The sequence below is a fragment of the Paenibacillus sp. FSL H7-0714 genome (genome assembly GCF_038003765.1).
In the GTDB taxonomy this organism is placed as follows: Bacteria; Bacillota; Bacilli; order Paenibacillales; family Paenibacillaceae; genus Paenibacillus_AQ.
Genome location: NZ_JBBOPT010000001.1, coordinates 5,382,034 through 5,403,407, shown reverse-complemented (window position 1 = coordinate 5,403,407; position 21,374 = coordinate 5,382,034). Strand labels below are relative to the sequence as shown.

Below are 21,374 nucleotides of genomic sequence, written 5' to 3'. Positions count from 1 at the left end.
TCCGATTGTGCCGGCCATAGGAAGGATAGCAGGTTAGTGGGAAAGTGGAGATCGTGTATCTGCAAAAGCTCCTAGTAACATTTTTATGAGAATAATATGAAGAAATCGTAGTATAACTTTAAACGTCCTGTAACTTCCCTTCTTGATTAAAGCTTTATACTGTTACTAGGATTATGGATTATTTATCCATAAGATGTAGAAGAATCAAGTATTTTATGGGAGGATATAATAATGAATCATATAAACAACAATAAACGGCTGTGGCGCCGCTGGTTAAGCCTTGGGGTATGCGCTGCGCTGATACTACCACTAATCTCTGATGGGTGGAATACGGCTTGGGCTGAGCCTTCTAAGGCTTCAGTGGAGCAACGTGTATTGCGTATTGGGAGTCTATGGTCTGGGGAGGACGATTCGTTTTTTCGTCAGCAGTTTACGGATATGTATGAGTTGCAGCATCCAGAAATCAAATTGGAGATTATTCCCGCTATAGATACGAATGACCTTCGGTACAATAACACCTCCTCAGACGCAAGCTCTGACAATTTGGAAAATATCCGAGCGATTATGGGAGGAGATAAGCCTGTTGATGTGATCGTCGGTGATAGCGCATTAGTGAAGAGTTTGGTGGATCATAATCTTGTCCAATCGCTGGAGCCGCTTATAGCGCGTGATCAGTATGATTTAAGCAATATGGCGCCTACGATGCTGAATGGAGTTCGTGAACTGGGTAGAGGAAGTCTTTTTGCGTTGGCGCCAATCTTCTCGTCTAGTGCGCTTTTTTATAACAAGGGAATCTTTGATGCTGCTGGTGTGGGCTATCCAACGGACAAGATGACTTGGAATGAACTGTTTACGCTGGCAGATAAGGTGACGAAGAAGTCATCTAATAAAGAAACTCGGATATACGGGTTCTCGATGAACCGTTACTTAAGTGATCCATTCTGGGATATGCAGAGCTATGTCGCACCGCTAGAACTTACGATGTACGATAATAAGGGTCAGCACATGACTGTAAATACCACACAGTGGAATCAGGCTTGGACTACTTACAGCCAGTTGGTTAAGAAACAAATTGTACCTGAGCTAAATGGGTTGGATTTTGCAGGAACAGAAGGGAATGCCTACAGTCCAATCCAAGGCGATCTGTTCCTCACAGGAAAAGCAGCAATGGTCGTTGGAGAATATGGTTATCTCAATGAACTGGCGGGAGTGGCCCGTAATGCTGCTAAGATCAAAAATTACAGTCCCATTAAATGGGGTGTGGTTACTGTACCTACCTTTCAGGAAAAACCGGATGTTGCCATTGGAACATGGCTTGGTAATATGATGGCTATTAGTTCTACGGCTACTAATAAGGAAGATGCCTGGGATTTGATTAAGTTCGTCAACAGTAATGAGGTTGCGAAAATTAAAGCCCATAACAAGAGTGAACTGACTTCCCGTAAGGATTATATTACCGCTCAGACCCCTTCTGTAAATTTGGAAGCTTTTTATACGCTTAAGCCTTTACCTGCAACGGATCCTTTATTGATCAGTTTACAGATGCAGAAGCCTGGGATTAGCCGAATTAGTGATGTTGGACGTCAATTATTCATTGATGTTTATCAGGGTAAGAAAACCGTCGAGAATGCACTCAAAGCCTGGGAGAAGCAAGGGAATACCATGCTGGATACACTTGAAAAAGATCCCACGGTCTATTTTGACTCGATCGGTGAATGACTCTGGAATATGCCCTTAGCCACCAGTTTTCTGGTGGCTTATTTTGTGGAACTTGGGCATGATAAGTTCAGAGCGGTGTATCATAAATTTGCGAAAAGGAGAAGAGGGCATCATGAATTGGATATACTTCGCGAAACTGTTCAGGACCAGATTTCAAGCAGGTTGTTTGGCTAAAAGATTGGAGCAAGATGGCTGGATTTACGGTTATCATGACCCGCGTTTTGTAGAAATTTATCGATCCCGTAAGGGAAGGTACGGGGTTAGATTTCTGCCTTGAGAACTTTTATAAATTCTTCCTTGACGTAGACCCAATTTGTAATGTATATTATTTATTGTCGCTGTTTGAATATTTTTTCTGACGCGGGGTGGAGCAGCCCGGTAGCTCGTCGGGCTCATAACCCGAAGGCCGCAGGTTCAAATCCTGCCCCCGCAACCAATTTATTTACAACAGCAATTCTACATTCGGATATTTTTAGATCCGGGCCCTTAGCTCAGTTGGTTAGAGCGGTCGGCTCATAACCGATTGGTCGGGGGTTCGAGTCCCTCAGGGCCCACTTATCAAAAACCCTTACTTTGTAAGGGTTTTTTGCTGTCTATAGGATTAGTGATATAAAGAAAATAGGATTGGGAAAGGCCGGGATTTTAAGTTTGCTCACGGATTTGCTAACGAGAATTATTTTTCTGCAGTTTCGAGCTGTTTTTCAGCGTATTTATTCAGTTCTGCTTCAATTTTGTCAACGGCCTCTTCCTGCATGATTGGGAGTAGGTGTGAGTATCGTTCGTTGAACATCGCAGGAGTCATATCCAGTCGTTCAGCAGCTACCTTTGGATTTATATAACCCCCGCCAGGGTAGCAACATACTAAATCATTATCCTCATATGAGTCTCCATATTCTTTTTTATAATCCTCGATTTGCATGTAGCGTTCCTTAAGGTCATCAATAATATTCTGAAAAAGTTTTACCCGTCGGATGGAATCATTCGTCTTCGGACGTTGAATGACTAAACCATCACGTGTCCAGTTGGCCGTCTGAATCACCTTGAGTTCTTTCTTTTCGAAGTCGATATCACCCCAGCGAAGTCCAAGGATCTCACCACGTCTCATTCCAGTATAAATTGCCAATGAAAACACAATAGACTGGCGGGCGCCTCATCAAGCTAACAGGCAGTAAAGTTTAACTTAAAATAAACTTTCCGTTTCCCGCAGTTAACTTAAGGTGTAATCTGAAAGCACCTTTTTTTGAAGGTGATACTCATCAAGAACCGTATTTATGAAAGAGTGACTTAATGCAAGCTATTAAATCTATAATAGAGTGTCCAGAGCGTCATATAGAGATTGCTGAATATGTTAAAGAAAAATAAAATTCGAAAAGATTTATCGCCATGGATTGCTCCTTTGTTCATTGACGAGAATGAGCGAGGGCAAGGTTTAGGTTCAGTATTGTTGGAGCATGCCAGAAAAATGGTGGGGCAATTGGGATATACGAAGGTTTATATAACGACTGACCATATTCGTTACTATGAGAAATATGGATTCAGAGAAATCGGTTTGGATAATTTCGAATGGGGACGACCCACCAAAATCTATGAGCACGACACTATAAAATAATTTATCGCAACATGGTTTGTTTGGGACTTAACTAATGGGAAACGATAGTTGAATCTACAGAGGGATGGTATCAAACATGGACTATGAAATCAAAATAGCAACCTTGGAACATAAAGAAATACTCAGCAACCTGTTACAATTCTATATTTATGATTTCTCAGAATTTATGGAGTTGCAGTTTGAGGCAAACGGTAAGTATGCTAATTATCCAATTGATGAATATTGGTCTAAAGACCCCAATTATCCATATTTAATCAGTCTCAATGGGAAAATTGTTGGATTTGTCTTAGTCAAATTAAAAAATCGGGAAGAAGATGACGCATATTTTTCTATTGCTGAATTTTTTATTGCGAAGAAGTATCGTAGGCTGGGATTAGGGAGATTGGTTGCTAAAGATATATTTGATATGCACCAGGGAAAATGGGAAGTTTACCAAATAGATAACAACAAGCCTGCTCAACTCTTTTGGAAAAAGGCAATAGAAGAATATACAGGAGGAAAATTTACTGAACGAATTGAAGTAGGAAGAAGAACACAAGTATTCATTAGTTAATGATATTCAGGACTAGCAAGGGCTTACGCTAACGGGAAACGTGAGTCCAAAAACCAATAGTAGTCTAGGACTTTTTCTTACCAGTCATATATACATAATGTTCCAAATAATTTATATTAAGGTTCTAGGGTTTGGGAGTAATGGCATTGCAATTTGGAAGAACCTCGCCGGCATTGGCGAGGTTCTTATATTAATGGGGGTTGCTGGTTGACAAAAATGATAATTTTGTTGGTTATTCTTGCTATCATTACTGCTGTTTTTGTATTCAAAGTTTTATCAAGAAAGAAGAGTTACCCTCCCCAAAGTATAGTAATTGATCCACTTAAGATTACGATCCAGGACATAGACCGAATGGAAGACGGAACTGGCTTTGTAGAATATCTGTATCGTTTATTTTTGGCCATGGGTTATAGTGATGCATATAAAACGAGAGGAGGCAGAGATTTTGGATCTGACTTAGTGTTTACAGACGGGGAGGGGATTCGAAATGTTGTTCAGGCAAAGTGTTATTCTTATCCAGTAGGGTTAGAAGCTGTTCAAGAGATCTATAGTTCCATGAGATATTACAGGGCAAAAAAGTCCATGGTAATATCCTCAAATCAATATACCTCAGCGTGTGAAGAACTTGCTAGTTATAACGCCGTAAGATTACATAGTAGAAGTGACCTTATAGAAATTATAAACTTTTTCAAGTCAGGGCAGATTGATAAAGCAAAGGATATCCTTGAGTCAGAGCCCAGGATTATACTGGAGTCATGGGATAATAAAGTAATTAAGAAGGACTTCAAAGTTGAAAAACGATGGGTTGCGAAGAAATAGATAGTTCTTAGAACAAGGAGCTTTTATACTGATGAACAATGAAGATTTTCAATATAGAAATACATACTTTTTCGTAGGGAATCCAACGATTCTATGGATCACCATACTTGGCTTGGTATTGTTAGGATTTGTATTGTTTTATTTGATTAAGAAATACATAAAGCAGAAAAATGAAACCAGGTATTTTAATACATAGGAGTACTGTTATGAAGAAAATATTCAAAGAATTTGGTATCCATTTTTGTGCGGCAACTATTCTTCTAGGTATTTCATTATTGTTCAATAATTATGATGTTGCGAATGAGGAACGACAATCTTTGATGGTTGTAATGATGTGTGGAGCCCTCATATCTATTGGTGGATATAACTATTTAAAAAACAGAAAAGGTGTTGTTGTGATGATCGTAGGAGTTATTGTATTAGGATTAGCGCTTTGTATCTTATCTTTTTAGGAGTGATTATATTGAGTAATGTATACAAAGTCTTGAAGACGGATTCAGAATTTCTAACGGCTATTTTGTCACAGTCACAAGTAGATATACTTGAACGTCGTGGTGATCTGTCTGGCTGTACAATTGATTGTGAGGGTCCATTCCAGAAATGGAGTCCAGTTAACGTTAAGGTTGCAGATGCTTATTACATGAGAAATGAATTTGAGTTCAGGAAAGTCTTGGCATAAGGATGTATAACAAACACCCCGTCAACCTTAAGTGGTCGACGGGGGATTTTTTTTAAAAATTAATTTAGTAATGAAATTAAGTTCAGTGAAATGTTCATTATATTTTTCCAGCATTATGCAGTACATTCAGGTAATATTCATAATGAGGATTGCTCAGTACACAATATTCATTTGGAATACCCTTTAAAATAATTAGATCATTCAGAATTTTTTGAGACAAACCTTGCATAGTAAATGAAGATATAGAGTTGTTATCTACACTTTCTAGTACAATATTGATTCGTCTCCCTTCTTGAATATCATTCCATATAAGTTCACTTTCAGATTTTTCTGACGCTCCTCTATTATCGTTAACCAAACTATTAAGATATAAGATCATTTCAGATAAATCCTGTTTCTCATCCTGGGTGTAAATTGAATAAAGTAACTTTGTGTCCACTATTTTATAGCACTTTGCAATGTGGTCGTACTTTGCATCTGGATCATTTTGTAGATTTTTAAAATCATCTTTACTTAGTTCAATTGCATTGTATTTTTTTTGAAGTAACTGTTCTGCTTGGTCTAAGGTGTAATTTGATGGTAGACCAGATGCTTTGAAATTTTCATCTAATTGTTTTAGCATGATATCTCCTCTTAAAAGAAAGAATGTCCTCCAACTCTATTATGCGTATGATAATGGACGTAGTAAAAATTACCTGGAAGCTGATCACAAGTTAACTCTGGACCTTTAGGTGCATTCCCACCACCCGCCAATCTCGCAACTGCATCTGCTAATGGTGCGCTTGTAGACCAGACATTTTTGGTATTTACGGTAAATATAGGATTCACCATCCTTGCAGCTGCTTCTGACAAGTCTATTGCATTGCCCACATAAAGATTTCCACCTAAAATTCGAGCTGTATAGTGATGGTATCTTTCATCTTTCTTTAAGATATCTCTTACTTCGGTAATCACACTAATAGTTTCGTACGCTACAACTAAGGCTGCTCCTATACTAAGCAAATAACCAAGCAAAGCTTCTCCAATAATAACACCGATTGGTATTACAAAGGAAGCTTGTAATTTATCCTGTTCAACCAAAAAACTCTCATTAGTTTCTAAATTTGTGAATGTAGCATTCATTTCTCCATCGTCATTAATACTATGTATCAATACTTCATAGACTGTTTCGTTTGAGGATCCATCTTCTGATTTTTCGTTTGTTACTAGTGTCATCTCTGCTTCTTTTTTATCTACAGTCATAACACCGACTATATCTGAGTCATTTTGTTCAGTTTTTCCAAAACTGCGGAACATATCGGAATTGCCATTAGAATATCTTGCTTCAACTTCCACTTTATTTTCATCTTTAGTTATAACATGAAAACTAGGAGATATTTCGTCTGACCGTTCACTCTTAGCATATGCTTGTGGTTGAATTACGAAACAAAACATAATAGCAAAGGAGAGCAGGGTTGAAATAATAGGCTTAATAAAAGATCTTTTTTTATTCAATTTTATCCCTCTTTCATTTAGTTAGTTAGATAAGGAACCGTTTCCATAAATATTGTCGTAGCCTTTGTTGCCCAGATCTTTTGAAAGGCTCGTTAAATCATTTTTAATAAAAGTATTAATATTTTCGTTCTTAGAATAGTCGTTAATCAGGAGTAGATTTGCAATAGTTCCAGTGATATGAGCAGTAGCAAAAGAAGTTCCGTTATAAACAGCATATTGGTCATTTGGAGACAAGCTAAGAATATCTTTGCCAGGTGCACTAAAGTCAACTTTTCCTCTAGACGCTAGGCTGAAAATATTTTCTGTGCTGTCTATCCCTGTAACGGAAATAACCTCCTTATATGCTGCTGGAAACTCAGTCTCAGAACCCATCTTATTACCCACCGCAGCAACAACAATAACTCCATGTTTGAGTGCTTTCTCAATGGCTGTCTTTAATTGTGGATCATCTCTCTTAATTCCAAAACTCATATTAATAATATCCGCGTCGTGATCGATAGCCCATTCAATACCTCTCACAAAACTCTCAATTTCACCTTTACCTTCATCGTTTAATACTTTAATAGATAAAATCTTAACATGAGGGGAAACCCCTACTAATCCGAATTCATTGTCATTTGCAGCAATGATACCTGCTATTGCAGTTCCATGACCTAATTTATCAAAAACTGGCTCTTCCAAGTCAACAGCATTGTATTGAATTATGGACGTGTTCTTTAAATCTTCATGTTGCTCATCAATCCCACTATCCATAATAGCTACTTTAATCACTTTAGAGATTTTGTTAGTCAAAGTGTACGAGATCTTTTGATTTTGATAGAGAACTCCCCAAGGAACTTGCTGTTTCTTATCAAAATTGATGACACTGGCTTCTTTAGGGCTAACTATTTGATAATGGATATTACTAGAATGTTTGAAAGAAGAAAATGCTAAACAGAAGAAAACTGTAAAGATTATTAATACCACAATTGAAATTTTGTATTTATTTACTAATATAATCCTCTCCTTTTAAATTTAGGTAAATTTCTTTAGATTTCCAATTTGTTGTATTATGCAAGAATGTTTTAGTAAATACATATTTGGAAAATAAATAAAAAATACTATAAAAATATCATAATTTATACATATTTGATATAATTCTATTTAATATCCATTACTAACATTGGTTTCTAGCAATCTGATCGAAAGTGATTTTATTTTTAAAAAAGAATGTATAGAGCGGATCGTTGAAATAGTGTATCAAGATAAATCAGGGAAGATATCTCAACGTAAAATTGAAGTGATGGGGATTCGTGGAGATCATATCCGAGCAACATGCTTATCCACTGGAGCACCGCGCGTATTCTTGGTAGCAAATATCCTCGCTTGGCAAACGATTTCAGAGAAACGCTATGCTTAGTGATACGGCCCGCAAGCTGCTGATGATCATGCGGCATTGCTCGTTGCATCATGGATACGTGCCTACGCTAGAGGTACTGGAGACGAAGAGTGGGCAGACACCAGAAAAGATCCGAGCCGGGCTGCAGGAATTGACAGAGAATAACTACATTCTGTGGGAGTTCGGGAAACCGCTAGGAGTGCAGTTGTCGTAGAGGGATGGGAGCGAACTGAGGATCAACCAGCATCAGTTACATGGGGCTTGGACGGCGGCCATACAGGTTACTGGACAGACTACTAGGAGGGCAGACATCATGGTGAAGAAATTGGAAAGTATTTGGGATTGCAGTAGAATGATGCTACCGGAGCACAAGCTTCGGATTATCAGTGATGAGCGGGAGCGGGGATTAAGATGAAAGCCGGTGCTTGACGCGCAGGAGTGGGAATTGATTGATCAAGTGCTAGGTCGGCTCATAACCGATTGGTCGGGGGTTCGAGTCCCTCAGGGCCCGCTTATCAAAAACCCTTACTTTGTAAGGTTTTTTTGCTGGCTATAGGTACATAAATTCAAAAGGCAGGGAATTAGGAAGACTGGAATTTTGAGCTTGCTAACGGATGCACTGATACCAGATTTATCGCCATGCGCTTGCAGGGATAGTTTAAATCTTTTGAATGCACTAAAGAGCAGAGGGATTTAATAAATCTTAAATAGAGGTCTGACATTCATTTGAAAAAAGTGCTATAATTATTAAATCAGTGTGTAGAGATATTGGTCTTTTTATTGGGCCAAAAATATATGTCTCATGATACGTCTGCCATCTGAAATATGATTCACGGAGATGACAAACATGCATGGAGACACAAGACTGCCCAGAAACGGAAAAGAAGGTATATTATTTTTACTCATTATTTCAATCATTTCAGTAAACACTATTGCCCCTATTATTGTGGGGTTGGAACGGGGCTTCAGTAAGGAAGTGTATATAGATACACTAAAGGTTATTCCGTTTATGTGGATGATCGTAGTTTTATCCGTAAGATTAGTTGCCGGGCCGATTGTTGGGAAAGTGATGCACAAATTCATGGGACAAACCGATGGATTTAATGCTAGGGTGCTGTTGAATACTTTATTGAATGTTACGGTGTTATCTATTTTACTATCGATAATCGGTACATGGGTTGGGACGAAACAAATAAGTCTAGAGCCACTTAAAAACTTCCTTCATATCTGGCCAAGAAACTTTGGTATAGCATTTTGGATTGAACTGTTGGTTGCTCAGCCGATAGCAAGATTTGCGATGAAAACATTACACACAAAACAGGATCGTAAAACAGAAAGTGTAAATGCGTAACTAGCTGAAACGTTGTATACGAATAAGAATCTCAGGAACGTCCATGGTGGGCGTTCTTTTTTTGAGTCCCGTTATCATAGCAGTATTGAACATGTAAAAGAGCCATCATAGGATTAATCTACAATGGCTCTTTTATACTTAGAATCTGATATTCTGACATGACGCAATGCAAACCATGCAGCCAACACAAAGAGGGCGCTGTCGCAAAGCCATGAAATGGTTTTGCAGCAACGCCTTTTTTTGTATCCAGCTAGACATTTTTAATGGGTATGGTGCCCGAAAAGTTGTCCCAATCGTTGTTCCTATCGCTATACTCTCGGTTTCCGACCATCATTCTTATGGTTTCATACTATCCCATAGCAGCTGGAATGCCCCGGACTCGACCTCGAAGAATACAGGTGCCTGACCGTAACGTACTAGCCCTTGACCAAACAGCGTCAGCTCTACCCGGGCGTTGTCTTCCAGCTGGAGATAGAGAACCTTGCGGTCTTCGCTGTCGTAGATGCCTTGCGCGGTAAGAGGCTCTGCTGCCAGCGGTTCGGCTGCTTGGAGTGCCTTCAAGAAGCCATTAAGTGCCTCGTCGTCAGCGAGCGGTGTGTACTGCTGCTGTCCGTTGTTCCAGCTGTCGAAGCTTTCCCACTGTGCGGAAGTAATTCTACCTTCCAGATTTAGCTTGCCAAATAGATCAGCGCCGCAGTTTACGGTGATCCCGTTTGTATGCTCATACAGTTCGGCGAATACCTCGCCGTTGATTTCCGAATAGGACATAATCAGGAAATTGGAGTCATATCCCTTTACGGAATAGATATCTGTTTCGCCGATGTTAGAAGCTAACTCAATATATTTGTCTTTACCGCTCCACTCATCGATGCCACCTGTAGTACGTCCAAGCTTGTCACCGCGCAGAGCGGCAGCATCGGCTGCGTTGATTCGAGTCGCAGACTGTGTATAAATGTTATTTTTATATACGACTAGAGCGATCATATCTGCCATAACGCCAGATTTGGTATCCGGCAGTTCCAGCTTGGGGATGACAATGCTTCCGGACGCATTTGTGCCAGAATTGCCTGGTTGGCTTGGACCTGGAGTTACCTGAGCGATTTGCCCTTGAGTACTCTGGCCGTTTAACTGCTGCCATATATTAGGTGCAGCTAAGCCGATCCCGGCGGCGAGGATGATACTTGCCGCGATATAAACCGTCTTGCGTGGACGTTTCCGTTCCTGCTGTTGCTCCAGTTTGTCTATCAATTCTTTTTTCATCTCTTCACCTGGTTTCATAGAATCCACCGCTCTCTTGTATGATGTTCGAAACTGATCTTCTTTCATTGTGATTCCACTCCTTCCAGCTCCAGTTTTAACAGTTGCCGTCCCCGTTGAAGTCTCATCTTCACGGCAGACTGACTAATCTGCAGAATCTTGCTGATTTCCTGGATGGGATAGTCCTCGTAATAATAAAGATGGATTACGGTTTTATACTTCATAGGCATCGCCATAACTAACTGCAGTAGAGCCAAATCCTCGGGGGTGTCTACCGCAATCGGATCAGCATTTTCCAGCTTAACCTCGCGCTTGCGCCAGCCTCTGCCCAGTAATGTTTTACAATGATTGGTGATTACTCGGATCAGCCATGCTTTTTGATGTTCAGCGTCTTTGAACTTTGGTGCTTTTTCTATCAGTTTGATGAAGGTATCCTGAGTGGCTTCTTCGGCATCTTGGCGGCTGCCTAAATGGACCAAAGCAATCCGGAACAGCATATCTGCGTAGATTTCGTAACTCTTTATCACATGATTTCCCGGCCGGGTCATGGATCGTTGCATGATTCAATGCCCCCTTTACCTATAACACCATTTAGGACGGCATTTGGTCACATTATGTTCCTGAGAAAATTTGTTAGCGTCTAGATCAAGGGTTAGAATCTAAAAAAGGCGCGATTGCCCCAGCAGCCATATCACTGCTGAGACAATCGCGCCTTTATAATAGAAGTTCCCCTTTACGGGAGGCCCTCCTCAATATGTTTATATGTATAGTTTGGATCAAACCTTTTTACAAGAGCCATGCTATATTGATAAATCCGATCCTTCTCTTTTCGATAGAATTATTTTTGTTCTTTTCTTCATTAATTCCCTCCATTTAGATAAAATGTATATATTATAAGATAATATATTGTGACTGGTATGTCATATCTATTGTATCTTGTAATTTACACATTAGAAGGGAGGAAGAAAATGATGCAACAAGAAGAAAAAATAAAGGAGCTGGAGCGGCGAATTAAGGTATTGGAGAATCATACTAGTCCCAGGCTACCAGGTCTCAAAATCTTATGGTTTATTATTTGGGGAGTTGTGGGTATATTCCTCATTCTAACTCTTATTGGTGTGATTCAGTTTGTATCCGCATAATAGAGAGCTTACTATTACAAATAAGGCAGCAATTTAACTACCGATAGGTAACCCGCGTAGGTAAAGAATTGCCTGGGTATACTATACTTGCTGCCTTTTTATTATGAACTTACACAAATCATCTTCAGTCGTCTTTGGGTTCTTGCAATAAAATGGAGAAGGTCCCCGTTTCATGATCCACTTCAATCGACTCGATCCCAACAAAATCCGGAATTTCGGGGTGTACTGCATCTACGTTATAATCTGGATGAGTCATCAATAATTCAATTACTTTAATGGCTTCCATATCGATCCCCCTTGCGAGAAATTCCACCATAATTAATGGTCCTTCATTGCGACTACCCTTATTATCTCCGCAGTCATTATTGAATATGTGTTAATCGTTCTTCGTTTCTTCCCATCACGGCCAATAATTGCCCCTGAAAAACACGTCTTTGAATTTGATCAATCCGCTGTAAAGCCAGCTCGCTTGGCACTTGAAATTCTGCTGCAAGATAGCTGATTGCATCTTCACGTTGCTCAGGCAATGTCATGCGGGAGATCATGGAGTAGGGCATAGCTGCATAAAGAATAAATCGCTCAGATTCATCCTCCTGTGCCCGCGTAAAATGTTCTGGCATCAATATTTGATCAGTACCATGGCGGAGCAGATGACAGAGCTCATGGAGAAACTCTAGCCGCTGCAGACTGGCTGGAAGCCGGTTGTCTATAAACATGGTGTACATCCCCGCTGATGCTTCGATGCTCTTGCTTCTTACATCCAAATAATGAACCCAAATATTAAGCCGTTCTGCAATATAAGCAATCGAAATTTGCGAAGGCTGAGTAAGGTTCAGACGCTTGTATAAATCTTCTGTCCACTTCTCCAGCGCAGTCATTTGATAATAGGATTTCATATTATTCATATCATTCACCTCATTCAGAATCAGTTATAGGATCGTATGTTCGCATAAATGAGCAAAAGAAAAGCCCGAAGGCTATGTAAAGTAAAAAACATAAGGACACATAAGAACTAGTGTTCTCGTGTGTCCTTAGCATAAAGCAATTAAACACTAATATCAAGTGTTTTTCCTAAATTGGGAGCAACGCTTTTGCCCAGCATTTCCACCATCGTTTGACTCTGGGTTTCAGCCTGATTTTTGGCAATATTCATGACTTGTATTCCTACATTTTGAGCTAAGGATGCCTGGCTCATTGCCATTGATAATGCGGCTATATCCATATTGCACCTCCTTTGTGTATATCCTGTTTATCGACAGTGCCTACCTAATTCATTAGGTGAATAGCATTTGTTTGCCAGTTCGCCCAAACAGCTTATCTCCTTTTTACATATCTTGTGCTGTAGTCATTAATCATTAGGAGGAATTAATTATGGGAATGGAACATTGTGGTTGTAACGTAGGTCCTGTAGTAAGCCCAGTAAATGTAGGTCCGGTGTGTAGTCCTTTTACTTCAACAGGAGCTATTCTGGTACTCTTCATCTTGCTGGTTATCATCACTAAAGCTTGCTTATTCTAAGCTAGCTGATGCACATTGTAGCCCCATCCGGTATACCGGATGGGGCTATTCTTTTGAAGCACTGTTCACGTTAGCTTATTATTTGAACATAAATTCTACGCGGGTTCCATCCGCATAATCTTCTAACTGATTGCCAACCCAGCTTCCTGCACCGCGGTTATCTTTTGGGGTTATGTATTCAATGTCGGCCCCTTTGCCGCCTTCATTACACATGGCCATGGGCCATTCATCGCGGTCGTAGCCTTTTTTGGTGGGGATCCCTTTTAAGGATTCTTTGCGGTTGTCTTCAGCCTGCTCACGGTTAATCGTGCACGTCGCGGACTCCCCTTTAGCAATCGCGTCCTGAATGTGCTTAGCAGTCTCAGGATAACGATCTGATGGGAAGATCAGCTGAACAACTTCTGAATCAGATGTGGACGAGGGGGCTGACGGATCACCGTTCTGTTCATACCAGTAACCGCCCAAAGCAAGTAACACAATAATGATGAGACTGGTGAGTAATTTCTGTATTTTCAAATCTGCTCCTCCTTTTTTGGAACTTAAAATAGTATATCTTATATCATAATGCAGTGCGATTTAATATACTTAGGAAAAATAAGAGGAGGACGGAATTGGATATGGAGTATTTGATTACGATTGAAGATCAGACGCTTATAGCCTCTGCTGAAGATATTATTACTAGACGCTATGAATGGGGAAGACACCATGTAGGGGCGGCGCTCCGTACTAAGACGGGGGAAATCTTTACAGCGGTACATGTAGAAGCTAGCATGGGACGAATTACAGTCTGTGCAGAAGCGATGGTGATTGGAAAAGCGATATCCGAAGGCTACAAGGAATTTGATACGATTGTTGCGGTAAGGCATTCTGATCCGGACAGCGAGGAAAGAGAAATTAAAGTAGTTTCTCCCTGCGGGATGTGCCGTGAGTTAATTGCTGATTACGGGAAGGATTGCAAAGTTATTGTATCCGAAGACGGCCGGTTAGCTAAATATGATATTTCTGAATTACTACCGCTGAGATATACAAGGTAAATTGGAGATATAGTCAGGAGCCGCCGGGCTCCTTTTTTTATTGAGCCGTGAATTTATTCAGCAGTTCCTTACACTGTCCTAAATTAATTTACAACTTCATTTCCATTCGCTGAGTTCATGTCACTATTGTCCCCATACTATAACTTAAAAAAGTTAAAAGGATGTGAGAGTGGATGGAACAGCGCAATCTTCGAAATATGGTTGATTCGGCATCGAGGTTTGTGAGCGATGTTCAGTGGCAAATCGCGTATCGTAAATTGCAAATGGCTCCGGCGGATTCGGAAACGGTACCTTCTGCTCAGAAATTGTTGAATACCCTTTATTTTCTGCAAGGAAAAGGATGGATTAGTGGACAACATGATTATTTGGAGAGCGCGGATGAGTTCAATGGGAAGCTGAAAAATACTAGCGGGCAATACGCCGCCCTTCACGGATATGAGCTGGGGGCAATCAATAATCAGACGGCGGCACTAATAGACAATCAGCGGGATTGGGGCGTTAGCAGCGCTATTCGCTGGTATAAAGCCGGTGGAATCGTAACGATTAGCTATCACGCACAGTTGCCAGGGACTGCGCCAGCTTGGGATAACGTATCTACGAGCATAAGCAACGCTGATTTTGACAAATATATAACCCCGGGTACCTCTCAGTACAACGCACTGATCGCTGATCTGGATAAGATAGCCCTTTCTTTAAAAAAACTAAATGATGCAGGTGTTCCTGTGCTCTGGCGGCCGTATCATGAAATGAATGGCGGATGGTTCTGGTGGGGGAAGAAGATCAACTACGTGGGACTGTGGAACCTTATGTTTGACCGTTTCACCAGCTATCATAAGCTGCATAATTTATTGTGGGTCTGGAGCCCAAATGCCAAAAATCAGTGGAGTGATGACCCTGCCGAATACTACCCAAGCGGTGACAAAGTAGATGTGCTGGCACTAGATATCTATGATGGGGATTTTAAGGGGAGTCACTATGATAGTCTATGGGATCTGGGTCGTGGAAAAGTGATCGCGATTGGAGAAAATGGAGAGCTACCGTCCCCTGCACTACTATCTAAATCACAGCCCAAATGGTCTTATCAGATGACCTGGGGCAAGCTTCTTTATGAGAAGAATACCGATGCGGTAATTAGAGCCTTTATGAATGACAGCTTTGTATTCACGCGGGAAGAGTATGCTGCTGAGGCGGCAATTGTAGCCGCTAAGGGAGACAGTGTGCTGCAGAGTGGACTATGGGGGCAATATTACAATAACATGACTCTTAGCGGCGCACCTGCGCTGACGCGAACCGATGCTAACATCCAATTTTCGTGGAAACAGGGTTCGCCTGATCCAACCATTCGAGTCGACGCTTTCTCTGTACGGTGGAGTGGAAAACTGACTGCAGCCTATAGTGAAACCTATACCATTTACTCCTCCTCTGATGACGGGGTACGGGTGTGGATTGATGGAGGGCTGATCATTGATAGCTGGGTGAATCAGAGTGGACAGGAGCGAAAAGGCAGTGTGAATCTGATAGCTGGCAAGCTACATGAAATAAAAGTGGAGTACTATGAGAATGAGGGGGACGCGCGAATTGTATTGCAGTGGGAAAGTCCTAGCCAACCCAAAGGGATTATTCCAGCAGGAGCGTTTTATCTTCCATAAGACGATATCCGAACTGATTCGAGCATAGGAATATTAGCGAAAAAGCCCCGGATTTCGGGGCTTTTTTAATGTGAAAGGTTCTTAGATTTGTTCACGGTAGCTAATGTTGTTGGCGATCTTCTCGTCACGAACAGCTTTGCGCAGAACATCTTTGACGGTTTGGGCATCATGGATTTTTCGGAAAAGAAGCTGAGGCGCTGAGGCATCATCAGAAAATACAGTTAATGTACCGATGCCGAGCATCCGGTCCATGATAGATTGTGCTACGGATAAATCGCGTACACGCAGTAATTCGATTTCTTCGACATTTTTACCGATAAGTCCGGTCTTTACCATAATGCGCTGGCTTGTAATGGTGTACGTAGTCGTGTTTAGGCGTACGATTCCTTTGAGGCGATCAGAGATACTGGCTGGTTTGCCTTTCCAGAGCACGACTTCTTGAGTAGCGTTTGGATTTGCTGATGGACGACGGGTGGTCACTGGAGCGGTTCCGTCAACGCTAGATCCGCATTCTCCACAAAATTTAGCGCCCTGCTTATATTCTGATCCGCAGGTTGTGCAATAAGGCATAAATACTCTCCTTCCCTGATTACAATTGAAATAATTATAACATAATAGTCATTTTACATAAATTTCATTTGCGCTTTACACAAACCGACATTATTCTGTTAAGTGGAGGGATAAATAATGAAAAAAGTGTTACTAATAGGAACGCTAATGCTGACTGTCATCCTTAGCGCCTGCAGCAATAATAATTCAACTTCATCGGCTCCTGCCTCGGAAGAAGAAGTGCAGGAAACCGTGCAAAACTTCTACAATGAAATGTCTAAGCTTGATGAATTAGGAAAATCATCTTTAGCGGAGTTCAACGAAGCTATTGCTGCTTATTCAGCAGGAGAACTTTCGGACAGGCAGTTGGAGAAGAAGATTAACGAATTCCAAAAGACCGCAACAGACCTATCCAATCAGGCTGAGAAAGTGAAAATTTCCTCTAGCTTGCCCGAAGACATTCGTAAACTGCTTGATGAGTCCAAAATTGCTTTTCAAAGTGCTTATTCTCTAAAAGAACAGGCCTCTCAAGGTGCTGATTCCGCAGAGGTCACTGCTGAGAAGTTCGAGGAATTGAATCAGAACGCTGACGTCGCGATGCTATACGGCATTTCCAAGCTTAATGAAGCAAGAGAAGCAACAGGACTCATCGATGCTGATGGTCAGTCCACCGCTGAATCAGAGAAAGTTCAAGAATAGATCGAAATTTAGACGCTGAACAGTTCAACTGTCAGCGTCTTTTTGATGCGATTTTGAGCTTGAGTAGAGGTAACACTGCCAATCCTATAAATAAGCCAGCTACGATTCCTTTTGTGAGGTCTGAGAGGGTACTGCTTCGATATACGAGGGGGTATAGACACAGGAATAATACGGGAATTAGGATGAGCAGGGCATTGTTTTTTTTCAAGTGGAAAGCTCCTCTCAATTAGATATTCAATATTATACAACTTTTAGATAAAAGAGGAGGATTTTGAAGTGGTATCTTTTTCCTGATTATTGATTATTCAGCGAAGGTGTGGATATAATACAAACATACGTTCGTCTGTAGCGGAATAAGTATAGAAATTAGGGAGGGGTTACCATGGGCAAAAAGCTGGAGAAAAACGGACTGTGGGAAAGTAGTCGAATGATGCTGCCGGAGCACAAGGTAAGAATTATTAGGGATGAACGAGAGACGCTGCGCCGCATTAAGCCTATTCTGGATGAGCAGAAGCTGGAGGAGATCGAATGTACACTTGCTTTATCGTTACGGAGTCATGTGCGCGTCACTGTTGTGCTGTTTGATCCTTTTGAGAATACGACAATTAGTGGTTTTGTGACTTCCATTCACACCCACTCGCGTGAGTTTAAGCTGCAGTGGGCGGAGGAATGGAAGTGGATCAATGTAGATGATCTAGTGGAGGTTTACATCGTCTAATGCTGAGAACCGCTGACTTCACTTTTTTCATAAGCAATTAGGGTCACCGTTGGGTTGCCGGTCAGATTTGCAATGGAAGCTTCGGCATTTCGAATAATTTCGAGTGCTTCTTCCTGCTCGCTCAGGGCAGCAACTTTATAGCTATCACTATGAATGTCCATATGTGTTCCCACCTTTCGCTAATATTTTGCCCTTTTTTGTAGAAATGATCCAAGGTGAAGAAGCTATGAGTAGGTGCTTTTCAGGGGAGATCTCGGGGATACCGGGGTCTTTTTTTAAAATATAAGAAAGTATAAGTTATACACCTATCCTTTATGTCTTATATTTCTCGCTTAAACGCTTATCGTCCTTCCTTATAGGGACGCCGAAGACGTTTATGCTTGTATGCTAAGGCAAGCAGGGGTATTAGTACAAGCGAATGGGGAAGCGGGATCATTGATTATACCAAGGGGTGATTCTATGCTGACTTTAGATCAAGTGAGGGACAAATCGGCAGCGAGGCTTGCTGGGCTTCATCCTGTTTTGGCAGCAGGGGCGAAGGCTTTGATTCAGCAAAGCTATGCCAGAGGAGTGCCCATCGTTATTACTCAGGGATTGCGGTCGATTGCTGAACAAAATGCCTTGTATGCGCAGGGGAGAAGTAAGCCTGGACCTATAGTTACCAACGCCAAGGGTGGAACCAGCTATCACAATTATGGCCTTGCGTTTGATTTTGCGCTTTTGCTGCCGGATGGAAATAGTATTTCCTGGGATATGAATCGTGATGGTGATAAAGATAAAATAGCGGACTGGCAAGAGGTTGTACAGGTGGGAAAACAGCTAGGGCTTGAGTGGGGAGGAGACTGGACGTCTTTTAAAGATTATTCACATCTGCAAATGGCCTTCGGCTTAACTACGACTCAACTTCGGGCAGGTAAACGTCCTACGACGGATCAGGTCAATGAAGCTTTAAAAAGAATTACTGGGGAGGATGACCAGGTGAACAAAGACGTTAAAGTAACGATAACCTTAAACGGCACTAAACTTACGGATGGTGTTCTTGATACCGGCGTAACGTATGTACCCGTGCGTGCTCTGGCTGAGGCGCTTGGAGCAAAGGTTACGTATGACGCAGCGAGCAAGACAGTGAATGTTGTAAAAGAGTAAAGCTATTCATGTATAGACAGTGCCACCCAAGGGGAAATTATCAGTGATAACTAACCATAAAGGGAGGCATAACACTGTGAATAAGCTGATAACAAGCCTTGCATGCGGTACTGTACTGTCAATGAGTATAATGGGAGCTAGTTACGCTAATCCAATCGGGTCAGCCGCTTTAGGCGGTATCCCGAACGCGAATACGGGCATGGATGGTACCGTGAATAACACTCGGATGATGAATACGGAAGGCAATCTAATGAACGGCACCACGGGAACGATGAATCAGCATGAGAGCATTATGAAAGATAAGATTCGCACAGGGGAAAATTATAGACCTAACACCAATAACTACAATGAAAATTACACCCGGGATAACTACAACAGAAATACGATAACTCCACTATCCAACACTACAACGGACGGTAGATATCGGGCAACCAGTACAACTACAAATACTGGGACTACCAGCAGAGGATCTAACTGGGGCTGGCTCGGATTGTTTGGACTCTTGGGCCTTGTCGGAATGAGAAGCAGAAGTGACGAACGCAGATAATTCACATGCCTATTAACCCGTGTCGGCACACGCTGAAGCGGGTTATTTTTAATGTGATAAAACTTTTTTTGAAAAAGGGATTGCGCGTTATCGATATTCATGATATTATATTTCTTGTCGCGTTATACGTAAACATCGTATGAAGCAACAACACATAATATGCCGGGGTGGCGGAACAGGCAGACGCACAGGACTTAAAATCCTGCGGTACGTGAGTACCGTACGGGTTCGACCCCCGTCCTCGGCATCACAGTGAAAACCTTGAGAAATCAAGGTTTTTTTCTATTATGATACTTATAGAAACAAGAGAAGCAGTTCTTGGTAACATGGAGAATGTATTTCGTGAATTGGCGAAACATAAAGATAAGTCTCCTGCTTCTGCTGAGGTTCAAAATTTAATAAGCAAATGGAAAAGCTGCCTTGAAGAATTTATGGTCGCTTTATCAATTACTTTAATCAATTTGACAAGCATTGGCGATTATGGCTATATATCAGATAGCCTATCTCATTTCTATGGTATAATTCCATTTTAGAACATCAATCCATTTTGGAAGGGACATTATATGTTTAATTTGAATGATTGTATTGGTTTCATAACGAATACTGCTTCAAAAAAAATAGTAGACGAATTCAACAGGAGACTTAAAGACATTGGAATTACGAAAGTGAAATGGACGGCCCTTTTTTTTATAGGGGAAAAAGATGGAATATCCCAAAAAGAACTATCCCAAAAAATGAATGTTAATGAATCGTCTATAGCCAGGCTTCTTGATCGCATGGAAAGAGAAAAATTATGCTCAAGAGTCAGAGATTCTCAAGATAGAAGAATAATCAGAGTTAATCTAACGCAAGAGGGTGAAGCTCTAAGAGCTGAGTTGCTTCCGATAGGTCAAAATTTTCATGATGATGCAACAAATGGCATATCCCAGGAAGAACTGCATATTTTTACGACAGTATTAGATAAGATGGTTCATAATTTGTCAAAAATCCACTAAATCATTCGATATTATTATAAGGAGGTTTTTTTTGCGCAAATACTTTACATAGCAACTATTGCAGTGTAAAGTATTATTATGAAATCATAAGTGAAACAATTCACATGAAAAGGATGGGATTCAATTGAAGAAGGATGTAAGACAAATGCTTCATGATTTTACAAGCGGGTTAGCTACTCTAGCTGAGACTAATGGGGACAGCGTAAATGCATTTATGAATTTGCTGGGAACCAATTATGCTGATGGTGCCTTAGACACCAAAACAAAAGAACTGATCAGTGTAGCGATTGGCGCGTATAATCGTTGCGAGTACTGCATAGTGTTTCACGTTTATAAAGCCTTGGAAGCAGGAGCGACCAGGGAGCAGATCCTTGAATCTGCTATGGTTGCTGTTGCCTTCGGCGGTGGACCTAGCATGGCGTATTCAGTCACATTACTTAAAGATTCTATTGATGAATTTGAACAAGATTTCAAGTAAGGATGTCATTTCATTGGCAATCTCCGCGCAATTGGCGAAG

The 21,374-nt window shown here is 41.0% G+C and carries 33 protein-coding genes and 4 tRNA genes; 25 read left to right on the top strand and 12 right to left on the bottom strand.

What is annotated here, in order from left to right; genetic code table 11:
- The first annotated feature begins 231 nt into the window (after positions 1 to 231).
- The 4 genes from NST34_RS24230 (at position 232) to NST34_RS24215 (ending at position 2,273) form a co-directional block, all read left to right on the top strand.
- Complete coding sequence (locus tag NST34_RS24230) at positions 232 to 1,719, top strand: ABC transporter substrate-binding protein (RefSeq protein WP_339797913.1); 1,488 nt, start codon at positions 232 to 234, stop codon at positions 1,717 to 1,719.
- A 112-nt stretch (positions 1,720 to 1,831) separates the two neighbouring features.
- Positions 1,832 to 1,996 (top strand): hypothetical protein, encoded by a 165-nt coding sequence (locus NST34_RS24225; RefSeq protein ID WP_019909365.1) that lies wholly within the window; start codon positions 1,832 to 1,834, stop codon positions 1,994 to 1,996.
- 82 nt (positions 1,997 to 2,078) lie between these two features.
- Positions 2,079 to 2,155: transfer RNA gene (locus NST34_RS24220), tRNA-Met, on the top strand.
- A 44-nt stretch (positions 2,156 to 2,199) separates the two neighbouring features.
- Positions 2,200 to 2,273, top strand: a tRNA-Ile gene (locus NST34_RS24215).
- 119 nt (positions 2,274 to 2,392) lie between these two features.
- Here NST34_RS24215 and NST34_RS24210 read toward each other — a convergent pair.
- Positions 2,393 to 2,854: a site-specific integrase gene (locus NST34_RS24210; protein ID WP_341129590.1), complete on the bottom strand. Its 462-nt coding sequence runs from the start codon at positions 2,852 to 2,854 to the stop codon at positions 2,393 to 2,395.
- Positions 2,855 to 3,064: 210 nt separating this feature from the next.
- On the opposite strand from NST34_RS24210, the gene NST34_RS24205 reads away from it, so the two are divergent.
- The 5 genes from NST34_RS24205 (at position 3,065) to NST34_RS24185 (ending at position 5,379) form a co-directional block, all read left to right on the top strand.
- Positions 3,065 to 3,328 (top strand): GNAT family N-acetyltransferase, encoded by a 264-nt coding sequence (locus NST34_RS24205; protein ID WP_076284744.1) that lies wholly within the window; start codon positions 3,065 to 3,067, stop codon positions 3,326 to 3,328.
- 76 nt (positions 3,329 to 3,404) lie between these two features.
- Positions 3,405 to 3,881 carry a GNAT family N-acetyltransferase gene (locus NST34_RS24200; RefSeq protein WP_076299641.1) on the top strand — a complete coding sequence of 159 codons (477 nt, stop codon included), beginning with the start codon at positions 3,405 to 3,407 and terminating at the stop codon, positions 3,879 to 3,881.
- A gap of 216 nt (positions 3,882 to 4,097) precedes the next feature.
- Positions 4,098 to 4,700: a restriction endonuclease gene (locus NST34_RS24195; protein WP_341129589.1), complete on the top strand. Its 603-nt coding sequence runs from the start codon at positions 4,098 to 4,100 to the stop codon at positions 4,698 to 4,700.
- A gap of 206 nt (positions 4,701 to 4,906) precedes the next feature.
- A complete protein-coding gene (locus tag NST34_RS24190) occupies positions 4,907 to 5,152 on the top strand; it encodes a hypothetical protein (protein ID WP_340972110.1) in 246 nt (81 codons plus the stop codon).
- Positions 5,153 to 5,163: 11 nt separating this feature from the next.
- Positions 5,164 to 5,379: a hypothetical protein gene (locus NST34_RS24185; RefSeq protein WP_340972108.1), complete on the top strand. Its 216-nt coding sequence runs from the start codon at positions 5,164 to 5,166 to the stop codon at positions 5,377 to 5,379.
- Between the two features lie 97 nt (positions 5,380 to 5,476).
- Here the strand turns inward: NST34_RS24185 and NST34_RS24180 are convergent, their stop codons facing one another.
- The 3 genes from NST34_RS24180 to NST34_RS24170 are packed head-to-tail and all read right to left on the bottom strand — an operon-like array spanning position 5,477 to position 7,839.
- Positions 5,477 to 6,001: a hypothetical protein gene (locus NST34_RS24180; RefSeq protein WP_341128909.1), complete on the bottom strand. Its 525-nt coding sequence runs from the start codon at positions 5,999 to 6,001 to the stop codon at positions 5,477 to 5,479.
- Positions 6,002 to 6,012: 11 nt separating this feature from the next.
- Positions 6,013 to 6,873 (bottom strand): SAR2788 family putative toxin, encoded by an 861-nt coding sequence (locus tag NST34_RS24175; RefSeq protein ID WP_341128908.1) that lies wholly within the window; start codon positions 6,871 to 6,873, stop codon positions 6,013 to 6,015.
- A 21-nt stretch (positions 6,874 to 6,894) separates the two neighbouring features.
- Complete coding sequence (locus NST34_RS24170; protein WP_341128907.1) at positions 6,895 to 7,839, bottom strand: S8 family peptidase; 945 nt, start codon at positions 7,837 to 7,839, stop codon at positions 6,895 to 6,897.
- A 268-nt stretch (positions 7,840 to 8,107) separates the two neighbouring features.
- On the opposite strand from NST34_RS24170, the gene NST34_RS24165 reads away from it, so the two are divergent.
- The 4 genes from NST34_RS24165 to NST34_RS24150 all read left to right on the top strand — a co-directional run bounded on the left by NST34_RS24165 (position 8,108) and on the right by NST34_RS24150 (position 9,602).
- A complete protein-coding gene (locus NST34_RS24165; protein ID WP_341128906.1) occupies positions 8,108 to 8,272 on the top strand; it encodes a hypothetical protein in 165 nt (54 codons plus the stop codon).
- Complete coding sequence (locus NST34_RS24160; protein ID WP_341128905.1) at positions 8,265 to 8,465, top strand: helix-turn-helix domain-containing protein; 201 nt, start codon at positions 8,265 to 8,267, stop codon at positions 8,463 to 8,465. Before NST34_RS24165 ends, NST34_RS24160 begins: the two co-directional genes overlap by 8 nt.
- A gap of 226 nt (positions 8,466 to 8,691) precedes the next feature.
- A tRNA-Ser gene (locus NST34_RS24155) sits at positions 8,692 to 8,762 on the top strand.
- A 336-nt stretch (positions 8,763 to 9,098) separates the two neighbouring features.
- Positions 9,099 to 9,602, top strand: coding sequence for a hypothetical protein (locus NST34_RS24150; protein ID WP_341128904.1), 504 nt, complete (start codon positions 9,099 to 9,101; stop codon positions 9,600 to 9,602).
- A gap of 336 nt (positions 9,603 to 9,938) precedes the next feature.
- Here NST34_RS24150 and NST34_RS24145 read toward each other — a convergent pair whose 3' ends face one another.
- Together NST34_RS24145 and NST34_RS24140 are read right to left on the bottom strand one after the other, a co-directional pair.
- Positions 9,939 to 10,928 (bottom strand): hypothetical protein, encoded by a 990-nt coding sequence (locus NST34_RS24145; RefSeq protein WP_341128903.1) that lies wholly within the window; start codon positions 10,926 to 10,928, stop codon positions 9,939 to 9,941.
- Entirely contained in the window at positions 10,925 to 11,419 is a 495-nt protein-coding gene (locus NST34_RS24140) for an RNA polymerase sigma factor (protein ID WP_341128902.1), read from the bottom strand. The genes NST34_RS24145 and NST34_RS24140 overlap by 4 nt, the downstream gene beginning before the upstream one ends.
- Before the next feature lie 408 nt (positions 11,420 to 11,827).
- Between NST34_RS24140 and NST34_RS24135 the strand changes: the two genes are divergently transcribed.
- Positions 11,828 to 12,001, top strand: coding sequence for a hypothetical protein (locus NST34_RS24135; RefSeq protein WP_341128901.1), 174 nt, complete (start codon positions 11,828 to 11,830; stop codon positions 11,999 to 12,001).
- 124 nt (positions 12,002 to 12,125) lie between these two features.
- Here NST34_RS24135 and NST34_RS24130 read toward each other — a convergent pair whose 3' ends face one another.
- The 3 genes from NST34_RS24130 to NST34_RS24120 all read right to left on the bottom strand — a co-directional run bounded on the left by NST34_RS24130 (position 12,126) and on the right by NST34_RS24120 (position 13,223).
- Positions 12,126 to 12,317, bottom strand: a complete 192-nt coding sequence (locus NST34_RS24130) for a hypothetical protein (RefSeq protein ID WP_341114452.1) — start codon at positions 12,315 to 12,317, stop codon at positions 12,126 to 12,128.
- A gap of 46 nt (positions 12,318 to 12,363) precedes the next feature.
- Positions 12,364 to 12,906, bottom strand: a complete 543-nt coding sequence (locus tag NST34_RS24125; RefSeq protein ID WP_231573332.1) for an ImmA/IrrE family metallo-endopeptidase — start codon at positions 12,904 to 12,906, stop codon at positions 12,364 to 12,366.
- Between the two features lie 140 nt (positions 12,907 to 13,046).
- Complete coding sequence (locus NST34_RS24120) at positions 13,047 to 13,223, bottom strand: YjfB family protein (protein WP_076098563.1); 177 nt, start codon at positions 13,221 to 13,223, stop codon at positions 13,047 to 13,049.
- A 149-nt stretch (positions 13,224 to 13,372) separates the two neighbouring features.
- Between NST34_RS24120 and NST34_RS24115 the strand changes: the two genes are divergently transcribed.
- Positions 13,373 to 13,519 (top strand): hypothetical protein, encoded by a 147-nt coding sequence (locus NST34_RS24115; protein ID WP_156113170.1) that lies wholly within the window; start codon positions 13,373 to 13,375, stop codon positions 13,517 to 13,519.
- A gap of 78 nt (positions 13,520 to 13,597) precedes the next feature.
- On the opposite strand, the gene NST34_RS24110 is transcribed toward NST34_RS24115, so the two are convergent.
- Complete coding sequence (locus tag NST34_RS24110) at positions 13,598 to 14,029, bottom strand: NucA/NucB deoxyribonuclease domain-containing protein (protein WP_339248645.1); 432 nt, start codon at positions 14,027 to 14,029, stop codon at positions 13,598 to 13,600.
- A gap of 107 nt (positions 14,030 to 14,136) precedes the next feature.
- On the opposite strand from NST34_RS24110, the gene NST34_RS24105 reads away from it, so the two are divergent.
- Together NST34_RS24105 and NST34_RS24100 are read left to right on the top strand one after the other, a co-directional pair.
- Positions 14,137 to 14,553, top strand: a complete 417-nt coding sequence (locus tag NST34_RS24105) for a cytidine deaminase (protein WP_042194350.1) — start codon at positions 14,137 to 14,139, stop codon at positions 14,551 to 14,553.
- 173 nt (positions 14,554 to 14,726) lie between these two features.
- On the top strand, positions 14,727 to 16,202 hold the full coding sequence (locus NST34_RS24100; RefSeq protein WP_341128900.1) for a glycosyl hydrolase: 1,476 nt from the start codon (positions 14,727 to 14,729) through the stop codon (positions 16,200 to 16,202).
- Positions 16,203 to 16,283: 81 nt separating this feature from the next.
- Here the strand turns inward: NST34_RS24100 and NST34_RS24095 are convergent, their stop codons facing one another.
- Positions 16,284 to 16,772, bottom strand: a complete 489-nt coding sequence (locus NST34_RS24095) for a PH domain-containing protein (protein ID WP_341128899.1) — start codon at positions 16,770 to 16,772, stop codon at positions 16,284 to 16,286.
- A gap of 117 nt (positions 16,773 to 16,889) precedes the next feature.
- Between NST34_RS24095 and NST34_RS24090 the strand changes: the two genes are divergently transcribed.
- Together NST34_RS24090 and NST34_RS24085 are read left to right on the top strand one after the other, a co-directional pair.
- Positions 16,890 to 17,450, top strand: a complete 561-nt coding sequence (locus NST34_RS24090) for a hypothetical protein (protein WP_149646645.1) — start codon at positions 16,890 to 16,892, stop codon at positions 17,448 to 17,450.
- Positions 17,451 to 17,832: 382 nt separating this feature from the next.
- Positions 17,833 to 18,168 carry a YolD-like family protein gene (locus tag NST34_RS24085; RefSeq protein WP_042130171.1) on the top strand — a complete coding sequence of 112 codons (336 nt, stop codon included), beginning with the start codon at positions 17,833 to 17,835 and terminating at the stop codon, positions 18,166 to 18,168.
- Here NST34_RS24085 and NST34_RS24080 read toward each other — a convergent pair.
- The gene (locus tag NST34_RS24080) at positions 18,165 to 18,329 is read right to left on the bottom strand and encodes a hypothetical protein (RefSeq protein WP_179283823.1); all 165 of its coding nucleotides are present in this window, start codon (positions 18,327 to 18,329) and stop codon (positions 18,165 to 18,167) included. The genes NST34_RS24085 and NST34_RS24080 overlap by 4 nt on opposite strands.
- Positions 18,330 to 18,627: 298 nt before the next feature.
- Between NST34_RS24080 and NST34_RS24075 the strand changes: the two genes are divergently transcribed.
- The 6 genes from NST34_RS24075 to NST34_RS24050 all read left to right on the top strand — a co-directional run bounded on the left by NST34_RS24075 (position 18,628) and on the right by NST34_RS24050 (position 21,334).
- Positions 18,628 to 19,314: a M15 family metallopeptidase gene (locus NST34_RS24075; protein ID WP_341128898.1), complete on the top strand. Its 687-nt coding sequence runs from the start codon at positions 18,628 to 18,630 to the stop codon at positions 19,312 to 19,314.
- A 76-nt stretch (positions 19,315 to 19,390) separates the two neighbouring features.
- Positions 19,391 to 19,861, top strand: coding sequence for a WGxxGxxG family protein (locus tag NST34_RS24070; RefSeq protein ID WP_076284736.1), 471 nt, complete (start codon positions 19,391 to 19,393; stop codon positions 19,859 to 19,861).
- Between the two features lie 161 nt (positions 19,862 to 20,022).
- Positions 20,023 to 20,108 (top strand) — tRNA-Leu (locus tag NST34_RS24065).
- 40 nt (positions 20,109 to 20,148) lie between these two features.
- Complete coding sequence (locus NST34_RS24060; protein ID WP_341128897.1) at positions 20,149 to 20,394, top strand: TipAS antibiotic-recognition domain-containing protein; 246 nt, start codon at positions 20,149 to 20,151, stop codon at positions 20,392 to 20,394.
- 30 nt (positions 20,395 to 20,424) lie between these two features.
- A complete protein-coding gene (locus NST34_RS24055; RefSeq protein ID WP_341128896.1) occupies positions 20,425 to 20,856 on the top strand; it encodes a MarR family winged helix-turn-helix transcriptional regulator in 432 nt (143 codons plus the stop codon).
- Between the two features lie 124 nt (positions 20,857 to 20,980).
- Positions 20,981 to 21,334: a carboxymuconolactone decarboxylase family protein gene (locus tag NST34_RS24050; RefSeq protein WP_060626660.1), complete on the top strand. Its 354-nt coding sequence runs from the start codon at positions 20,981 to 20,983 to the stop codon at positions 21,332 to 21,334.
- The last annotated feature ends 40 nt before the right edge of the window (positions 21,335 to 21,374 follow it).

Coding starts and splice junctions, on each gene's coding strand:
- NST34_RS24205 (WP_076284744.1), top strand. CDS start 3,065: ATGTTAAAGAAAAATAAAATTCGAAAAGATTTATCGCCATGGATTGCT.
- NST34_RS24100 (WP_341128900.1), top strand. CDS start 14,727: ATGGAACAGCGCAATCTTCGAAATATGGTTGATTCGGCATCGAGGTTT.
- NST34_RS24180 (WP_341128909.1), bottom strand. CDS start 6,001: ATGCTAAAACAATTAGATGAAAATTTCAAAGCATCTGGTCTACCATCA.
- NST34_RS24055 (WP_341128896.1), top strand. CDS start 20,425: ATGTTTAATTTGAATGATTGTATTGGTTTCATAACGAATACTGCTTCA.
- NST34_RS24075 (WP_341128898.1), top strand. CDS start 18,628: ATGCTGACTTTAGATCAAGTGAGGGACAAATCGGCAGCGAGGCTTGCT.
- NST34_RS24130 (WP_341114452.1), bottom strand. CDS start 12,317: ATGGTGGAATTTCTCGCAAGGGGGATCGATATGGAAGCCATTAAAGTA.
- NST34_RS24195 (WP_341129589.1), top strand. CDS start 4,098: ATGATAATTTTGTTGGTTATTCTTGCTATCATTACTGCTGTTTTTGTA.
- NST34_RS24225 (WP_019909365.1), top strand. CDS start 1,832: ATGAATTGGATATACTTCGCGAAACTGTTCAGGACCAGATTTCAAGCA.
- NST34_RS24135 (WP_341128901.1), top strand. CDS start 11,828: ATGATGCAACAAGAAGAAAAAATAAAGGAGCTGGAGCGGCGAATTAAG.
- NST34_RS24140 (WP_341128902.1), bottom strand. CDS start 11,419: ATGCAACGATCCATGACCCGGCCGGGAAATCATGTGATAAAGAGTTAC.
- NST34_RS24080 (WP_179283823.1), bottom strand. CDS start 18,329: ATGGACATTCATAGTGATAGCTATAAAGTTGCTGCCCTGAGCGAGCAG.
- NST34_RS24095 (WP_341128899.1), bottom strand. CDS start 16,772: ATGCCTTATTGCACAACCTGCGGATCAGAATATAAGCAGGGCGCTAAA.
- NST34_RS24160 (WP_341128905.1), top strand. CDS start 8,265: ATGCTTAGTGATACGGCCCGCAAGCTGCTGATGATCATGCGGCATTGC.
- NST34_RS24190 (WP_340972110.1), top strand. CDS start 4,907: ATGAAGAAAATATTCAAAGAATTTGGTATCCATTTTTGTGCGGCAACT.
- NST34_RS24115 (WP_156113170.1), top strand. CDS start 13,373: ATGGGAATGGAACATTGTGGTTGTAACGTAGGTCCTGTAGTAAGCCCA.
- NST34_RS24120 (WP_076098563.1), bottom strand. CDS start 13,223: ATGGATATAGCCGCATTATCAATGGCAATGAGCCAGGCATCCTTAGCT.
- NST34_RS24105 (WP_042194350.1), top strand. CDS start 14,137: ATGGAGTATTTGATTACGATTGAAGATCAGACGCTTATAGCCTCTGCT.
- NST34_RS24150 (WP_341128904.1), top strand. CDS start 9,099: ATGCATGGAGACACAAGACTGCCCAGAAACGGAAAAGAAGGTATATTA.
- NST34_RS24145 (WP_341128903.1), bottom strand. CDS start 10,928: ATGAAAGAAGATCAGTTTCGAACATCATACAAGAGAGCGGTGGATTCT.
- NST34_RS24090 (WP_149646645.1), top strand. CDS start 16,890: ATGAAAAAAGTGTTACTAATAGGAACGCTAATGCTGACTGTCATCCTT.
- NST34_RS24125 (WP_231573332.1), bottom strand. CDS start 12,906: ATGAATAATATGAAATCCTATTATCAAATGACTGCGCTGGAGAAGTGG.
- NST34_RS24060 (WP_341128897.1), top strand. CDS start 20,149: ATGATACTTATAGAAACAAGAGAAGCAGTTCTTGGTAACATGGAGAAT.
- NST34_RS24200 (WP_076299641.1), top strand. CDS start 3,405: ATGGACTATGAAATCAAAATAGCAACCTTGGAACATAAAGAAATACTC.
- NST34_RS24230 (WP_339797913.1), top strand. CDS start 232: ATGAATCATATAAACAACAATAAACGGCTGTGGCGCCGCTGGTTAAGC.
- NST34_RS24085 (WP_042130171.1), top strand. CDS start 17,833: ATGGGCAAAAAGCTGGAGAAAAACGGACTGTGGGAAAGTAGTCGAATG.